Below are 16,727 nucleotides of genomic sequence, written 5' to 3' on the forward strand. Positions count from 1 at the left end.
AGAAAAACTACCTAAAGGGCTCCCCTTCAGGTAGTTCTCTATTTTACGCTAACGCAGCTAGACTTTTTCAAGTTCAGCTGTGCCGCTCTCATCATTTATAGCACCAATAAAGACGGATTATGTACCCGCTTCATAACAATGAGTAAACAAGGAACAACACCTATTACGAATATAAAAAATCCTCTCACTATATAGCACCTATGTTTTCAGCAATACTCTATTACCATCAAACTAAATTTGTATAATTTAAACTACAGAATAGCAAGCTAATTTTCAAATATCTTCTTGCGCATTATCCTAAATTTATTATCTATTTGTATCATGCTTATAAATAAAAGATATCCTACCGACGCACCGAGCATATTTATAGCAATCCGCCACACATCAAAAACATCAGACAAAGTTAGTAAATGTAATATCTCCCAAACAAGAAAGGTCATAACATACCACTTACGAGCTTTCTTATAGTTAGTCACTTTATTAATCAGCACTGGAACGAAAAATCCAAATGGAACTACTAATATTATATGTTGTAAAACACTTAACCAATAAGTTGAGTTTCCCCAAGGACCTGGATGTGCAATAAAATCTTTAACTTGCCAAAGTGTTATTCCAAAAAGTTGTAATAACGTTTCTAAATCAGATATATGTAAAAATTGCTGCCAAAATTCAATGGGATGATAGACAGTCCCACCTGTCAAACTGCGAACAGAGTCAAATGTAGAAGTTGAAATAAACGTTCCTAAAAAGACAATAAAACAAATGATTATATAAGGAATACATAAAATTTTTGATAATACCTTTAATGGTCTAGGAACTTCGTATACCGATTTATTAATCTCTACGCCAATAACTTTTGATTCTCCAAAACTTTGAATCGCTTTATAAATCGCTTCTTTTTCATTCATACCTTGTTCCATATATTCTTCTTTCAAGCTGTTCAAGTGATCATACATTTCTAGAAATAACTCATCCTGTTCAATATCACTAAGTTCTGAATAGGCTAAAATAGACTTAATATACTCATCAAATTCACTCATAAATAACTCCTTTCTGACAAGCTTGAATTAATGCTGTTACACTCTCCCAAGAATTCACTTTCTTCTGCAATTCTTTTTTCCCTTTATCTGTAATAGTATAGAATTTCCTTTTCATCCCATTCTCAGATTCATTCCAATAAGATTCAAGAAACTCCTTTTTCTCTAATCTCTTTAAAGCAGGATACAAAGTTCCCTGCCCCATACTATACAAATCTTCACTTGCATCCTTTAAACTTTGAGCTATTTCATATCCATATGTATCACGTTTTGCAATGATAGAAAGTAATAAAATATCTATACTTCCCTTCAAGATTTCTTTGTCCAACAATACCACCACCTTATATACATCGTATAACAACATATGTCGTTATGCAATATAGTTAGAAGAATATTCCATAAAAAAAGAACCACCTAAAGGCTCCCCTTCAGGTGGTTCTCTATTTTATGCTAACGCAGCTGCCTGTTCTTGTTGATCTACAGGAATAACAGCGTCTGTTAGTGCTTTTTCTAGTTCTGCTGTATATTTCATTTGTTCTTCTTTGCTCCAGCCTAGTTTCGCAGCCATGTAGTTGATTACTGCTTCTTTCCACTCATATACCCAGTGGATGTTGAAGAATACAGCGCCTCTGCGGCGTACGAAGAAGTCAACTGGTTTTGCTGTCATTTCGTAATCCATTGCGTATACAAGCGGGATTAGAACGTCAAGCGGCATGTTGTATTCTTTCGCTTCGTCTTTATGTTTTTTCGCTAAGTCAAATAGTACGTCAACGTTAGAACCATAGAATTTCGCGAATTCTTCTGCTTGTGCTGTTGTTAAACCATATTTCGTACCTTCGCCAGCTTTTTTCGCAACGAATGCTGGGAATCCGTGTGAACCATCTACATGTCCACCAGAGATTGGCATATGTTTCGTGTCGCTCTTCGGATATGCGCTATGACCTTCTTTTTGTAGTAAGTTCGTTACGTAGTCTACTACCATTTCAGCCATTTTGCGGTATCCTGTTAATTTACCACCTGCGATTGTAATTAAACCAGATTCAGAAGTCCAAATTTCATCTTTACGAGAAATTTCAGATGCACTCTTACCCTCTTCATAAATTAACGGACGTACACCAGCCCAGCTTGATTCAATGTCTTTCTCTGTAATTTTCACGCTTGGGAACATGTAGTTAATCGCATTAATGATGTATGTGCGATCTTCTGTTGTCATTTGTGGTACAGCTGCGTCTTTATCGTAGAACGTATCTGTTGTACCTACATAAGTTTTTCCGCCGCGAGGAATCGCGAACACCATACGTTTATCTGGTGTATCGAAGTAAATCGCTTGACCTAATGGGAAACGTTTTTGGTCAATTACTAAGTGAACACCTTTTGATAACTGAAGTACTTTTCCTTTTTTCGAGTTATCTTTTTCACGAAGTGTATCTACCCAAGGGCCAGCTGCGTTTACAATTTTCTTACCGTAAACTTCGTATACTTCTCCGTCTAGTAAATCGATTACACGTACACCGCATACTTTTCCATCTTTATATAAGAAACTGTCTACTTTTGCATAGTTAACAGCTTTTGCGCCGTGCTCAATTGCTTCTTTCATTACTTCAATTGTAAGACGCGCATCATCTGTACGATATTCTACGTAGTAACCGCCGCCTTTTAATCCTTCTTTTTTTACAAGAGGCTCTTTGTTTAATGTTTCTTCACGGTTAAACATCTTTCTGCGCTCGCTTCGTTTTACACCTGCTAAGAAGTCGTATACACGAAGACCAATTGATGTACTAAATGATCCGAACGTACCACCTGTATGGAACGGAAGTAACATCCACTCTGGTGTTGTTACATGGGGACCGTTCTCATATACGATCGCACGCTCTTTACCCACCTCTGCTACCATTTTCACTTCAAGTTGTTTTAAATAACGTAGACCACCGTGTACAAGCTTCGTTGAACGACTTGATGTACCTGCTGCAAAGTCCTGCATTTCAAACACAATTGTTGATAACCCGCGTGTTGCTCCATCTAATGCAATACCAGAACCAGTAATACCTCCACCAATTACGATCACATCTAACTCTTGTTTATTTACTCCGTTTAATACGTCTTTACGTTGTTTACTTGAAAATTTCATGGTAATTCCTCCCTTTGATAACGAAAAAAGAGACCACAAACTCCGCTATAGATTTCGCCTCTATAGCGCGTTGTGGTCTCTCCAAATCTCCTACCGAATTATTAACTTGTCACCATTATAACACTGTTTATGATTATTTGAAAGCTTTTGTTGCTTCAATTGCTTTTTTCCATCCAGCATATAGCTCTTCGCTTGTTTTCGCTTCCATCGTTGGTTCAAAGCGTTTGTCCATATGCCACTGTTCTTTAATTTCATCTTGGTTTTTCCAATATCCAACCGCAAGACCAGCTAAGTATGCTGCACCTAGAGCCGTTGTTTCGTTGATCACTGGACGCTCTACAGGAACATCTAAAATATCACTTTGGAACTTCATTAAGAAGTTATTTTTAACTGCTCCGCCATCAACGCGTAATGTTTTCAGTTCAATACCTGAATCTGCTTCCATTGCGCATAATACATCTTTCGTTTGGTAAGCTAAAGATTCTAGCGTTGCACGAATGAAGTGCTCTTTCGTCGTACCGCGTGTTACACCAAACATAGCGCCGCGTACTTCACTATCCCAATAAGGTGTTCCTAGTCCAACGAATGCTGGTACAACGTATACACCATCAGTTGATTCAACGCGACTCGCATACACTTCACTCTCACTTGCATCTTTAAACATGCGCATTCCGTCACGTAACCACTGAATTGCAGAACCTGCTACGAAAATACTTCCTTCTAATGCGTAGTTTACTTTACCATCTATTCCCCATGCAATTGTTGTTAATAGACCATGCTCAGAAGCTACTGCTTTTTCACCTGTGTTCATTAACATGAAGCAACCAGTTCCGTAAGTATTTTTCGCCATACCTTCACCGAAACAAGCTTGTCCAAATAATGCTGCTTGTTGGTCACCAGCTACACCTGCAATTGGTACATTTTGGCCGAAGAAGTGGTAATCAATTGTTTCTCCGTAAATTTCAGATGATGGACGTACTTCTGGAAGCATGCTCTTTGGTACTGTTAACATTTCTAGAAGCTCATCATCCCACTGTAAGTCGTGAATGTTAAACATTAACGTACGTGATGCGTTTGAGTAATCTGTTACGTGTGCTTTACCACCAGATAGTTTCCATACAAGCCACGAATCAATTGTTCCGAATAATAGATCGCCGTTTTCTGCTTTTTCTCTTGCACCTTCAACATTATCTAAAATCCATTTTACTTTCGTACCAGAGAAGTATGCATCAATTAAAAGACCTGTTTTTTCGCGAACCATTTCGCTATAACCTTTTTCTTTTAACTCATCACAAATTTCAGCTGTTTGGCGAGATTGCCATACGATTGCGTTGTAAATTGGTTTACTAGTTGTTTTATCCCAGACAACCGTTGTTTCACGTTGGTTCGTAATACCGATACCAGCGATTTGTTCTGGTTTTACATCTGCTTCACTTAAGCAAGTTGCGATAACTGCTAAAATAGATCCCCAAATTTCTTGTGCATTATGCTCTACCCAGCCCGGCTTTGGAAAATGTTGTGTAAACTCTTTTTGAGCTGAATGAACAATTTCACCTTTTTTATTGAAAAGAATTGCGCGTGAGCTTGTTGTTCCTTGGTCTAATGAAAGAATATATTTTTTCATATCGGTTTCCCCCTTATGCTACTTTTCTACTATTTGTATTGCTTCCGCTTTTTTTACTTGTCATATAAGAGATTGCTAGTACAATCACAGTTGCGATAATCACATAAATAAGTGCTGAATTTTGCTTTCCTTCAAATACAACTTGATGGAATAAACCTGCAAGTGATCCACCTAAAATTGGACCAACTACTGGAATCCATGCATACTTCCAGTTTGAACCGCCTTTTCCTGCAATCGGAAGGAAGAAGTGTGCGATACGCGGACCTAAATCACGTGCTGGGTTAATTGCGTATCCTGTTGTCCCACCTAATGATAAACCAATACTTACAATTAAGAAACCTACGATAAATGGATTTAATCCATCTGCAAATTTATTTGCACCAATTGCTAATATACCAAATACTAAAACGAATGTTCCAATCATTTCACTTAAAAGGTTTGCAAATGTGTTCGGAATTGCTGGACCTGTTGCAAATACACCTAACTTTGTTCCTGGATCTTCTGTTTCTTTCCAGTGTGGTAAGTAATGTAAATATACGATAACTGCCCCGATAATTGCCCCAATCATTTGTGCTGCGATATAACCTGGTACATCACTCCATGGGAACGCTCCCTTAAATGCTAATCCTATTGTTAAAGCCGGATTCAAATGTGCCCCACTAATTGATCCAACCGCATACGCTGCAACCGCTACTGCTAAGCCCCAGCCCATTGTAATAACAATCCAACCTGAATCTTTCGCAAACGATTTCTTTAAACTTACACCAGCACAAACGCCGCCACCAAGTACGATTAACAACGCAGTCCCTATTAACTCTCCTAAAAATGCTGACATAGTATCCCTCCACAATCAATTTAAACGCTTCCAAATGTGATAGAGGTAAAATGAATGGCCATTCGTTTTTGTCAAAAGAAAAAGACCCACAGCTTGCACGCTTCTATATAAATTTATATAGAAACAATGAAATGTGGATCTCTACTTTTCTCCGTCACGTTTATTAACTTGTCTATAATGTTAACCGTAAATGAAAGCGGTGTCAACGAAAAAATTCACATTTTCGTCACTTTTTTTGGTAATGTTTCCATAGTTCGCGTTTTGATGTCGTAATTGCTGTCGCACCAGCGTTTAAAGCTCTTTCCACATCTTCTACAGTACGAATAAAACCACCTGCTAAAATCGGTACACCAGTACGCTCTTTCACTTCAGCGATAACGTCCGTTAATGCTCCAGGAAGTACCTCAATATAATCCGGTTTCGTCTTATCTAAAAGATTGCAGCTCTTCTCCATCGCACTCGAATCGATTAAAAAGATGCGTTGTATTGCCACAACACCTTTTTGCTTCGCCTTCATAATAACGCTCGCCTTTGTTGAAAGTAACCCGTACGGTCTAAACTCCTGACATAAATATTCCGTCGCATGCCCATCACTCTGCAAACCATGAATTAAATCCACATGTAAAAACACCTTTTTACAATATTGCTTCGCAAGCGATATAACACTCTTCAATTGGCCGACATGAATATCTAAAATAACAATATATTCATACGAACTATGTAATAGCTTTTCCAAATCTTTAATTTGCCTCACTGCCGGCAAAATCTTCTGTTCATGAAATTCCATTCTCTATATCCCCTTCTTTATGTCATCCTATCCTTTATAGTACACAATTTAAGTGAAAAGAACAGCTAGTGTAGGGGATTTCTTTCAAATCTTTCCTCTATCTATATATTTTCTTCAACTTATCCGATCCCATACCACCTATAATCATGAATGCAAGGGGCAAAAGATTCATTACATATGGCGCATCTGCTACAATTGTAATACTTGCTCCAGCAAACTTATTTAGCATCCATACAACGATTTTTGCAATAAACAAAAATACTCCTATCATAAATAGACTATCAAAAAACACCTTCCATTTTGGATACGCCAATTGCTTACTATCTTCAATTACTTTCTGCGTCAATTCTTCATCACCCCTTAGCAATTCATCAATTGTAATACCGAACAGGTCACTTAAATGAATAATAATTTCAATGCTCAGATAGTTCTTTCCCGCCTCCCATTTCAAAACAGATTGCCTACTCACATGAAGTTTTTCAGCCAAATCATTTTGCGACCAATCTCTTTTAAACGCTCACTCAAAATCATACTGTGTTTATCGCCTCTCTATGCCCATTATGTTCAAATAAATGATGAAGAGTAAAGCTAGTTATCGTTGCATTTCCTGCGCAACTTATGCGTTACAGCTTATAATGGCGCTCTTTTATATGTATCTTCCCTATACTATGCTCCAATAATAATTTCCCGAACAATAATACAAGGGACGGATATTAATAAAGTGAAACTTTAATCAGCCCTCACTAATCGGGCTTTTACGGACAGCCCGCCCCCCACCTAACTTCTTTGATTCCGCTGAATTTTGAGGTGGGGTCTTACTGCCCGGCAAATAGCGGGATAAAGACTAGATTAGGCATAAAAAATACGCCATCCCTTCTTATCAGTCTCCAGAAAGAATAACGCAAATTTTCATTTTTACTCATCATTTTTCGGACTATATGAAAACCCCGGATATTTCACAACAGGCCTCTTCTCCTTACGCAGGGAATCCATTACTTGCGGGCCAACATGTATATTACTCTCCACTATTTCTTTAGGAGTCAGTGCCATCCATTGATTTAACGATACATCTTCAAAACGATTACTTCTGAACATCTCTAAAAACCATAATGTTTCGGTACCTGTATTTTGAATATAATGCCCCGTCGCAAACGGTACATATCCGACATCGCCAGCTCTATAATCAAATGTACGAGCGGTACCATTTCCAAGAAACACAGTCATTCTCGCTTCCCCTGTCAAATAATATTGCCATTCATCATTATTCGGGTGCCAATGAAGTTCTCTCATTCCACCAGGCTCAACCTCAACGAGCGCTGCTGCGATTGTTTTGGAAATAGGGAAATTTGTAGAATCTACAATTCGAACGCTACCACCAGGCGTCTTAATCGGCTTTTGTTTTAACAATTCATGTTTAAATGTTAAAGGAACTTCTCCTTTCGGCGATTGAATTTCCTGACTTTCAAGCGAACCTGGCACCTCTCCTTGATAAATATAAACTTGATCTGAAGGAATAGAACGAAAAGCACTCTCAGGTACTCCGAAATTAGCCGACAACACTTCTTTTGGCGTATGCGCAAACCAATCAGAAATAGCTAAAGTAGATAAATCAGAAAAATGCCCATCATCGAAAACGAGTAGAAATTCACAATGTTCCAATCCTTGAATGGAATGCGGAATACCAGGCGGAAAATACCAAAGATCACCTGGTCCAACATCAGCAATAAAATTACGCCCATTTTGATCAACAGCCGTTATGCGCGCCCGTCCTAAAAGCATATACGCCCATTCCGCTTCTTTATGCCAATGTAGTTCTCGTACTCCACCGGCCGTTAAACTCATATTTACTCCCGCAATCGTCGTCGAAACCGGTAGTTCCCGAGCAGTAATCTCCCGAGACCACCCGCCTTGTTTCAAAATCATAGAAGTGTCCGAGAATGAAAACTTCAAGTTAGGAACTAACCCTGCATCCGTTATAGGCGGAACAAGCATATTCGGATTTTGAATATCCCGCATAACATTACGAGGTCCAGAATCAATCGCACCAGCTCCGTCGCTGCGGATTGGTTGTGGCACATTCCCTCCCGCTTCATTAACAGTACGTTTCTTCATGATTACACTCCTTTTTCATCCGGTTATTAGGTGAAAATCCTCCACCATAGTGTATGAATTGGGCTTTAGATGGTTACAGTTACTATAATTTAAACCGTGAAAAAAACGCGTCTACTATTGTTATTTTTTATCGGAAATTCAATATTCCCCATCAAATCTTCTTGTTCATTTCTCAACTTATACTAGTATGCTTAGCGCTTAGGAAGACAAAAAAATAAACTAGAACTAACAAAAAACCCTGTAAAATTTATTACAGAGTTTTTCACCAATTATTTATTGTTTTACATATCGAATACGAACATTATCGTCCATTTGATAAATTTGTAATGTGTTTCCATAACTAATTCCTAACTCTTCACTTGCACCAACTGCACCCACAAGTACCCCTTAAAATAATTTATTCTTAGTTGGTTTTACTACCAATACTCTTCGCTGCCTCTTCAAACAGTTTCGAACCTTCTTGTGCTTTACTTAATGATTGATGCATTTTACTTTCGTCTTCTTGGTCCAATGCATCAAATAGAAGTTGAAAACAATCCGCATATAGTTCCATCGACTGCTTTATCTTCGCCTGTTCTCCCTGTAACTCAGGAGGCGCTTGTAGATTCTTCAGTTTCGTTGCAGTTGCCTTTGCTCCACCTAAACTCAGTTGTACTTCACTTTTCTTTTGTTTGTATGATTTTACGTCTGAATCTGCTATTCCTTCAATTAATTTCATTGTATCTTCAATTTGAGTAGCACTATTTATGATATCTGCCTTGTACCTTTCAACATCTGAACCAGTTACCTTACCAGTTGAAGAACTAGAAGAAGTTGAATTATTTGAAGAAGAACTTGGTTGACTACTTGATGAACTACTGTTTGTACCTTCACCTTTCGCTACAGATAAGCTATCCTCTTTCTTGCCATCAGTTGACTTACTCTCTTTTTCAGAAGTCTTATTCTCTTTCTCTACCTTTTGCGTTTCTTCTTTCTTTGGTTCAGCTTTCTTACCATCAGTTTCAATTGTAATACAACCACTCAATAACATAACTGGTAACGCTAAACTTACTAATTTCTTTGCTTTCATGATTACTAATACCCCTTTATTTGTAAAATGTAGTGCAAACAAGTTAATATACTTAACTAATAAATTCCCCCCGAATAATTTATTAAAATCTACTATCCATAGATTTCCTGTATATTCATAATCTTTCCATATATAAGATTTTACAAAGAATTACATATTTGGTCAAAGGGATTTATGTAGTCCTTAAAAGAAAATTTTAATCAAAAAGAAAAGAAGCTAACAATAAATTGTTAACTTCTCAGCTTAAGGAAAAAATAGTATCTTTCCTTATCTTCTAATATCTAGGTTGTGATTGAATATTTGTAAGATGAACATCATACATATCAATGATTTCAAGAAATCTATCAGCTTCACGGAAAACATGGTCTGCTAATAACGGATGAATGATACTCTTTATTTTACATTGCTCAATTAAATCACGTGCTGTTTTCTTAAAATCCCGAAGAGATGCAACCGACACACGATTTTGATCTAAAAATTGATCTAAAAGAGGGGCTGTTTGGGATTGTGGTTTCATAGATTCTAAGTCAATTGCTTGATACATCAATTCATCAAAATCATTGCTAAAATTCCGTGCTGTATCTACAAGCTTTCTTTCCGATGGATCAAGAAGATGACCAATAAATTTAGCATGGTCTGCCATAATCCGTAAAAAGAAAACATTTTCTTTAATAATAGCATCAGGAAGAGCATCTAATTTACCTTCATTTAATTGTATTAAACGTTTTCTAAAATAATCAGCTTCCCTACTTGTATGGTCAACTAAAAGTGGAAAGTTATTTTGTCCTGGCAATTTACATGTGAGAATTAACCCTAAAATTTTTCGTTTAAATCCCCAAATATTAGTTGCGGCTTGTTGTACTTCTGCATTAAATCTTTTTATTTGCTCAGGATCTGTTTCATTTGTATAGGAATGCGCTATTTGTTCAATATGTTCAAACAATCGATAAAATTGATTCGCCTCTTCGATTAGTTGAGTATCCTCGCATCTAAATCCTAAACGAAGAAAAAAAGAATGCTCCTTCATGATTCTAGACCAAAAACGAATTTCATTTAATGAACGCTCAACAAACATTACAGATGTAACACCTGTATCCGGATGTAATGAAGTTTCATCCCTATGCATTGTTAATCCCCCCCCAGTAAAATCCCCACTAGTTCCATTCTTATGAGTAAAAAAATATATAAATACCATCAATAAAAGTTTATGATGACTCTCTTATACATGTAAAATTAAACTAATATAACCTTAGCTTGATGAACATATACTGCTCCCGCAGAAGAAAAAAAGCTACCACCGAGATGTAAAATCCTACTAGGTGGTAACCTTTCAAAATTTCTATTAAAGCAATACAGAATCCTTATCACTATCCTGATTACGTTTCTCACGCTCTTCTTCTAAGCGCTTCATATATACTTCGCCTTCTTTTTCGATAAACTCATTATCCATATCTTGCTCTTTTTTCGAAGTATATAAAACCATGTAGCCACTTAGTACAATCCCAACAATTACAAGATACACCCACCATGGTAAAGTTTCCAAATCACTTCATTCCTTTCCTTAGACAAGCCTTATTAGTTTCACTTTATGAGGAAAGAATTGGATTTATGCTTAAAATTTTTATTGTGGATGCTTCGCGAAAAATGCTTGTACATATTCCATAAACTCAATTGGTTCCTGACGAAACGGTGCGTGGTATCCTTTTTCAATAATATGAAACGTACTATTCGCAAATAGCTCATGATACAGTTCACCATTTTTCCAAGAAACACTTTTATCATGTCGTCCCCATATAATTAAAGTCGGTACCTTAATTTTATCAGCTTCCATCGCAATGCGGCGCTCTCTCATTTTCGTAAGCTGATCATAATGCTCTTTATCATCACGACTATTTTTCACTTCATTTTTATTATACTTCGTAATCTCAGTTACAGTTTGTAAGTCCGTCGATAGCGGTGGTACTTCATAACTTTCTTTTTGCTGGAAAGACTCTATCCCTGTAGCATCCGCCAAGATGAGATGCGTCACTGCGTCTGGATATAAATACGCTAAATTGAGGGACATCTCTCCACCCATTGAATGGCCGAGCACCGCAAACTGATCGTATCCGAGCTTCTTCATTAACTTATAATATAAATTCACTTGCGCAGGAAACGAATACTGAAAATCAACTGGCTTAGAAGAACGCCCAAACCCTAAAATATCAACCGCAATAATCGTATGGTCTCGCGCTAGTTCCGGATAAATATCACTAAACCCATCAGAAGAACCACCAAACCCATGCAACATAAGTAAAGGGGGTTTTCCCTCACCAATTTGTTTAAAATAAATCGTCTGTCCATCAATTTGCGCCATACTCTCTTTCGTATTCAGCTTCATCATAACAGTATCTTTCACTTCGCCAACCTTCGCAATCGGCTTCTCAACGAAGTTACAAATAATTAACAAAACGAGCACAATACCGCTAATCATATAAAACTTAAACCTTTTCAAAGTTCCCGTCTCCTTTCTCTTGTTGCTATTTAAAAGTTTTTACATTTTTTGGTTATTTTATGTTCTCTTTTTAATTGTAACTAATACAGTTACAATTAAACTAAAAAAATATAACTCATTTCTATTACTAATGGTTATTCTGTAACTATTATAGTTACATATTTAAAGTAAGTCAATTCTTTTCTCTACATGGCCTAATAACAAAGAAAAGGACCTCGTTGTGAGATCCCTTTCTTTGTTATTATTTAATTTAAAAATGATCAGCGTGTGAGTCTTGCTTGCTAATACCGCCACCGTCACCTTTATTATCTGCTGGTGCTCCTCCTGTGTCGCCTCTAGTATAGTCTGGTTTTGCTGGTGCTCCACCCGTGTCTCCTCTATTGAAACTAGCATAGTCTGGTTTTACTGGTACTCCACCAGTATCTCCTTTATTGAAGCTAACATAGTCTGGTCTTGCTGGTGCTCCTCCTGTTTCTCCTATATTTAAGGCTTGATTTGTAAATGAACTATTAGCTCCAATTGATAACACACCTACTAACGCAATCCCTAACATTCCAAAGTGAATCTTTTTCATTATTTTAGCGCTCCTTTTTTTAACAATTTTTTTTGAGCTTTATGACTCATGTAAAAATAATGACTAGCTTTATCGTGATTCTCTTCCTTATAAAACCTTAAGGCCAACATTTCAGCGTATTCCTGTATACACTCCCATAGCTCTTCTTTTTCAAAATAAGTAATACCTTCTAAAACTACTTGCTCTAAACTTAATGTAGGTGATTTTTCATTTACGCTTTTCAAAATCATAAAACGATATTGAAACTCTTCCTTATTTAATTCTTTACAAATATCCAAACCTTTTTCAACCAGATCTGCTGCCAATTGATATTGCCCTAATTTATAACATTCACGCGCTTCAACAAATAGCGCTTTAAAAAATTTCGGCTGTTTTTTTGTAACTTCGGATGCATGGCGAACTGCAAGTTCCGATAAATCTTGACTAGCATACAAAAAGGCTAAATTATGACGCACCATTAAAATATATTTTTCATAATTTACCTTTTGGAAAATATCCATAGCAGCATTAAAGCTTTCTTCCGCGAGTTCGTAATTTTTCAAATCTACACAACACAGACCAAAAGCATTTTCACATAGCGCTATATTTATTTCGCAACCTATATGTTTTTTAAACTCTTCTTTCGCTTTTCTCAAATAATCAATTGCATTAACTTGTTGATATGTCTGATAGTAAAAATTACCTATACGATAATCAAATTCTGCATTTTCTAAAGAGTGCGAAACATATTTCATTAGTTCATTTGCTTTTTCATAACTTTCCTTTGCATCGCCATATCTAGACATTGAAGTGCAATATATCCCTTTAAAGAAATGATAATAATATGCTAAAAACCCTTCAGTTGGAATTTCAAAAGATTCTATTCTCTCAAAACTATTTTCTTTTATATTCAACCAATCCGTCAGCATTTTATATCTAAAATCTAATAAGGTAAAATACAAAGATAACTCCTGATCCACGTCCAACCCACTAATCTTACTTTCAATCTCCTCTTTCATTTCCATAGCTTTCTCTATATTTTGCTGCAACATTACACGATACCAATCATCTAAAGAATGTTTCATTTGCTCCCGCGTTACTACATCTGCTCCCATACACTCGCATCTCCTTTTCTCTAAAATTACAAAATTAGGATTTTTATACAATTATTAAAATTGTATATTACCACTCCTTTTCTATGTATTGAAAAATAATTATCAGAAAATTAAATATTTTAATTAATTATACCAAACTTTTCCTTTTTAATAACTTGAGAAACAATTGTCAGAAAACTTAACGGGACAAATAAAAGAGCAAGCAGTTCCAGCAATCCGCTAAAACTACTTGCTCTCCTACTTACTATCTCTATTTTTACTCTTTAATAAATTCCTTCGTACTTCTCACTGTATCAATTGGACGAACTAATTTTTCAATTTCTTCACGTTTTGCCTCTAGGAATGGAGGTAAAGATAATTTTTCACCAAGTGTTTCGTATGGCTCATCTCCCATAAACCCTGGGCCATCTGTTGCAAATTCAAATAAGATTTGTGGTGCAACTCTTGCATATAATGATTCAAAGAAATGACGGTCTACATAACCAGATGAAGGAAGTCCAACGCTACTGATTCTCTCAATCCATTCTTCTAATACAGCGCGATCTTCTACGCGGAATGCAGCATGGTGAACCGTACCAAAACCTTGTCGTGCTTCTGGAAGAACCGTATTATGTTCTACAATGACAGAAGCACCGTTTCCACCTTTATTCACTTCAAATAAATAGAATTCTCCTTCTTGCGCAACCTCTTTAAATAATAAAACTTTTTCTAACACTTCTTTGAAGAAACTAAAGTTTGCAATACGGATGAATACAGGCCCTAAACCAGTAATTGCATATTCTAATGGAACTGGTCCGTTTTGCCATGGTGTACCTGATTCAATCCCTTTATCAAGTTCATCTGAGATTAATTGATAGTGTTGGTCATCAAAGTCAACGAAAGAAAGAGTTTTCTTACCAAATTGCTCTTTAATTCCTGTATGTTCTACTTCAAGACGGTCAAAGCGTTTCACCCAATACGCTAGTGCTGCATCAGTTGGTACACGGAATGAAGTTTTTGAAATTTCATTTGTACCGTGTACTCCTTTTGGAATACCTGGGAAGTCAAAGAATGTCATATCTGTTCCTGCACTACCTTTATCATCTGCAAAGAATAAATGATACGTTTGAATGTCATCTTGGTTTACTGTTTTTTTAACTAAACGCATTCCTAAAACGTGAGTGAAAAACTCATAGTTTTTTTCTGCACTACTTGTAATCGCTGTAACGTGGTGAATTCCTTTTAATTGGTTCATTTTATATTCCTCCAATGGGTTTCATTTATTTGTTAAAGTTGTATATTTTCTTCTATTACTTCTCTTCAATCGGTGCTAAATTCGCTTCAATTTCTGCTCGCTGATCTTCTAAGAATGGTGGTAAATCAAGCTTTTCTCCTAGATGTTCCACATCTCCATCAACTGTAAATCCTGGTCCATCTGTCGCAATTTCAAATAGGATTCCGTTTGATTCGCGGAAATATAAGCTTTTAAAATAGAAACGATCAATGATTCCTGAAGACTGGAAGCCTCTTTGTTTCACCTGTTCTTCCCAATAGGCAAGCTCTGCATCGTTTTTCACACGAATTGCTAAGTGGTGAATGCTACCGCGGCCCGGCTTTTCAGTAGGACCATCTAAATATTTCACAACGATTTCTCCAAAAGCCTCTCCTTTAATGGACTGAAAAATTGCTTCCTCTTCGCTGCGGCTAACCTCTGTATAACCAAACATCTCTGTAAGTGTACTCGCCATTTTATCAAGTCTACGAACTGTCATTTCTACAGAACCCATTCCTTGAATTTGATGCTTTGCAGGAACTTCTGATTTCTCCCAATTTTCCCAGTGCTCTACTTTTTCTCCGTTTGAAACGAGTAGTACTAAGCGAAGACCTTCAGCATCCTCAAATTGTAAAGCAGGACGATTTGCATATGTTGTCATCTCACTATGTTTCACATTAAATTTCTCAAATCGTTCTTTCCAGTAATGTAAGCTTTCCTCTGAAGGAACGAGTAATCCAATTCGAGTAATCGCATTTGTACCGCGATATGTTCTTCCTACTAAAGGAATTTCAAAAAATGATAACTCTGTACCCGGACTTCCTGTTTTATCTCCGTAAAATAAATGGTACATTGACGGATCATCTTGGTTCACTGTCATTTTCACACGACGTAATCCAAGCACATTTTTATAAAAGTGATTATTTTCATTTGCATTTTTCGTAACCATTGAAATGTGATGATGCCCTTTAATTTTATACATTTTTAATTCCTCCGCTTCGTTTTACTAGTCAAGTGATGATAAAAAAATAATATGCTTTTTAGCTGTTCAATTTATTCTCATTATGTTTTTGTAAATTCATCTTAGTTTTTACTGCATAAGTTACTTTCGTTTTTAACTCGAAAACAACTGAGTGTATGTTTTTCATATGACTCAATCGCTTTCGTTACTATCACTTTACAACTCAAGTGATTAAAAAGCAAGTAATTTATCTCAAATTCGAGATATTTTTTTATTAAATAACATTTTGGACTAAAAACACGAGAAATTCTTGGTTTGAGGACATTATAAAATTCATAAGTTGATGGATGTGAGATATCGCCAGCATTTTTGAAAAAAACACGCTAAGAGTATGCGAGATTTTATACAGTTTTTTCGTTAATCCAATAACAGACAAGAACCCTAAAACCGCACCAGAATAGGAATGTATAAAAAATTGCATAGATTGATAGAACAAAAAAAGGAGGTTCCCTTGTGGTCATCTCCCTGTCAAGTAGACAGTAATAAAAAGAGTATTATGCCACGGCCTTTTCCCGATATTCTATCGGGGAAAGGCCGTGAAGTTTTTCTTGGAATCTTTCTGTATTATAAAATTGAATATATTCTTGAATTGCTCGGTAGGCCATTTCATATGTTTTTGGGCACACTAAATACAACTTCTCTGTTTTTAAATGTGAGAAGAATGATTCGATACACGCATTATCAAAACAGTTTCCACGTC

The 16,727-nt window shown here is 36.4% G+C and carries 16 protein-coding genes and 1 pseudogene; all 17 read right to left on the reverse strand.

Annotation, left to right across the window (positions count from 1 at the left end):
• Positions 1-266: 266 nt before the first annotated feature.
• A complete protein-coding gene (locus tag D1166_RS01790) occupies positions 267-1,040 on the reverse strand; it encodes a VanZ family protein (protein ID WP_001288383.1) in 774 nt (257 codons plus the stop codon).
• Positions 1,033-1,365: a PadR family transcriptional regulator gene (locus tag D1166_RS01795; protein WP_000356630.1), complete on the reverse strand. Its 333-nt coding sequence runs from the start codon at positions 1,363-1,365 to the stop codon at positions 1,033-1,035. The genes D1166_RS01790 and D1166_RS01795 overlap by 8 nt, the downstream gene beginning before the upstream one ends.
• Before the next feature lie 117 nt (positions 1,366-1,482).
• Positions 1,483-3,165 carry an aerobic glycerol-3-phosphate dehydrogenase gene (gene glpD, locus D1166_RS01800; protein ID WP_000672831.1) on the reverse strand — a complete coding sequence of 561 codons (1,683 nt, stop codon included), beginning with the start codon at positions 3,163-3,165 and terminating at the stop codon, positions 1,483-1,485.
• Positions 3,166-3,298: 133 nt separating this feature from the next.
• On the reverse strand, positions 3,299-4,789 hold the full coding sequence (glpK, locus tag D1166_RS01805; protein WP_000760011.1) for a glycerol kinase GlpK: 1,491 nt from the start codon (positions 4,787-4,789) through the stop codon (positions 3,299-3,301).
• Between the two features lie 13 nt (positions 4,790-4,802).
• Positions 4,803-5,624, reverse strand: coding sequence for a glycerol uptake facilitator protein GlpF (glpF, locus tag D1166_RS01810; RefSeq protein ID WP_001272195.1), 822 nt, complete (start codon positions 5,622-5,624; stop codon positions 4,803-4,805).
• A 226-nt stretch (positions 5,625-5,850) separates the two neighbouring features.
• Entirely contained in the window at positions 5,851-6,411 is a 561-nt protein-coding gene (glpP, locus tag D1166_RS01815; RefSeq protein WP_000394285.1) for a glycerol uptake operon antiterminator GlpP, read from the reverse strand.
• A 97-nt stretch (positions 6,412-6,508) separates the two neighbouring features.
• A pseudogene (locus D1166_RS01820) lies at positions 6,509-6,922 on the reverse strand (helix-turn-helix domain-containing protein); the annotation flags it as partial.
• Between the two features lie 404 nt (positions 6,923-7,326).
• Positions 7,327-8,523 (reverse strand): oxalate decarboxylase family bicupin, encoded by a 1,197-nt coding sequence (locus tag D1166_RS01825; RefSeq protein WP_000747514.1) that lies wholly within the window; start codon positions 8,521-8,523, stop codon positions 7,327-7,329.
• A 403-nt stretch (positions 8,524-8,926) separates the two neighbouring features.
• Positions 8,927-9,592, reverse strand: coding sequence for a DUF7018 domain-containing (lipo)protein (locus D1166_RS01830; protein ID WP_000644830.1), 666 nt, complete (start codon positions 9,590-9,592; stop codon positions 8,927-8,929).
• A 274-nt stretch (positions 9,593-9,866) separates the two neighbouring features.
• Positions 9,867-10,718 (reverse strand): DUF2935 domain-containing protein, encoded by an 852-nt coding sequence (locus tag D1166_RS01835; protein WP_000554479.1) that lies wholly within the window; start codon positions 10,716-10,718, stop codon positions 9,867-9,869.
• Positions 10,719-10,934: 216 nt separating this feature from the next.
• Entirely contained in the window at positions 10,935-11,135 is a 201-nt protein-coding gene (locus D1166_RS01840) for a sporulation YhaL family protein (RefSeq protein WP_000449223.1), read from the reverse strand.
• Between the two features lie 78 nt (positions 11,136-11,213).
• Positions 11,214-12,086 carry an alpha/beta fold hydrolase gene (locus D1166_RS01845; protein ID WP_118043234.1) on the reverse strand — a complete coding sequence of 291 codons (873 nt, stop codon included), beginning with the start codon at positions 12,084-12,086 and terminating at the stop codon, positions 11,214-11,216.
• A gap of 250 nt (positions 12,087-12,336) precedes the next feature.
• A complete protein-coding gene (locus tag D1166_RS01855; RefSeq protein WP_070757242.1) occupies positions 12,337-12,660 on the reverse strand; it encodes a Phr family secreted Rap phosphatase inhibitor in 324 nt (107 codons plus the stop codon).
• Positions 12,660-13,754 (reverse strand): response regulator aspartate phosphatase, encoded by a 1,095-nt coding sequence (locus D1166_RS01860; RefSeq protein WP_097856632.1) that lies wholly within the window; start codon positions 13,752-13,754, stop codon positions 12,660-12,662. The genes D1166_RS01855 and D1166_RS01860 overlap by 1 nt, the downstream gene beginning before the upstream one ends.
• Positions 13,755-14,010: 256 nt before the next feature.
• Positions 14,011-14,988 carry a ring-cleaving dioxygenase gene (locus tag D1166_RS01865; RefSeq protein ID WP_097856633.1) on the reverse strand — a complete coding sequence of 326 codons (978 nt, stop codon included), beginning with the start codon at positions 14,986-14,988 and terminating at the stop codon, positions 14,011-14,013.
• A 55-nt stretch (positions 14,989-15,043) separates the two neighbouring features.
• Positions 15,044-15,988 carry a ring-cleaving dioxygenase gene (locus tag D1166_RS01870; RefSeq protein ID WP_000276684.1) on the reverse strand — a complete coding sequence of 315 codons (945 nt, stop codon included), beginning with the start codon at positions 15,986-15,988 and terminating at the stop codon, positions 15,044-15,046.
• A 533-nt stretch (positions 15,989-16,521) separates the two neighbouring features.
• On the reverse strand, positions 16,522-16,727 hold a 206-nt coding region (locus tag D1166_RS01880; protein ID WP_141195368.1), incomplete at its 5' end, for an IS3 family transposase.

This window comes from Bacillus sp. ISO11 (assembly GCF_003458115.1).
In the GTDB taxonomy this organism is placed as follows: Bacteria; Bacillota; Bacilli; order Bacillales; family Bacillaceae_G; genus Bacillus_A; species Bacillus_A cereus.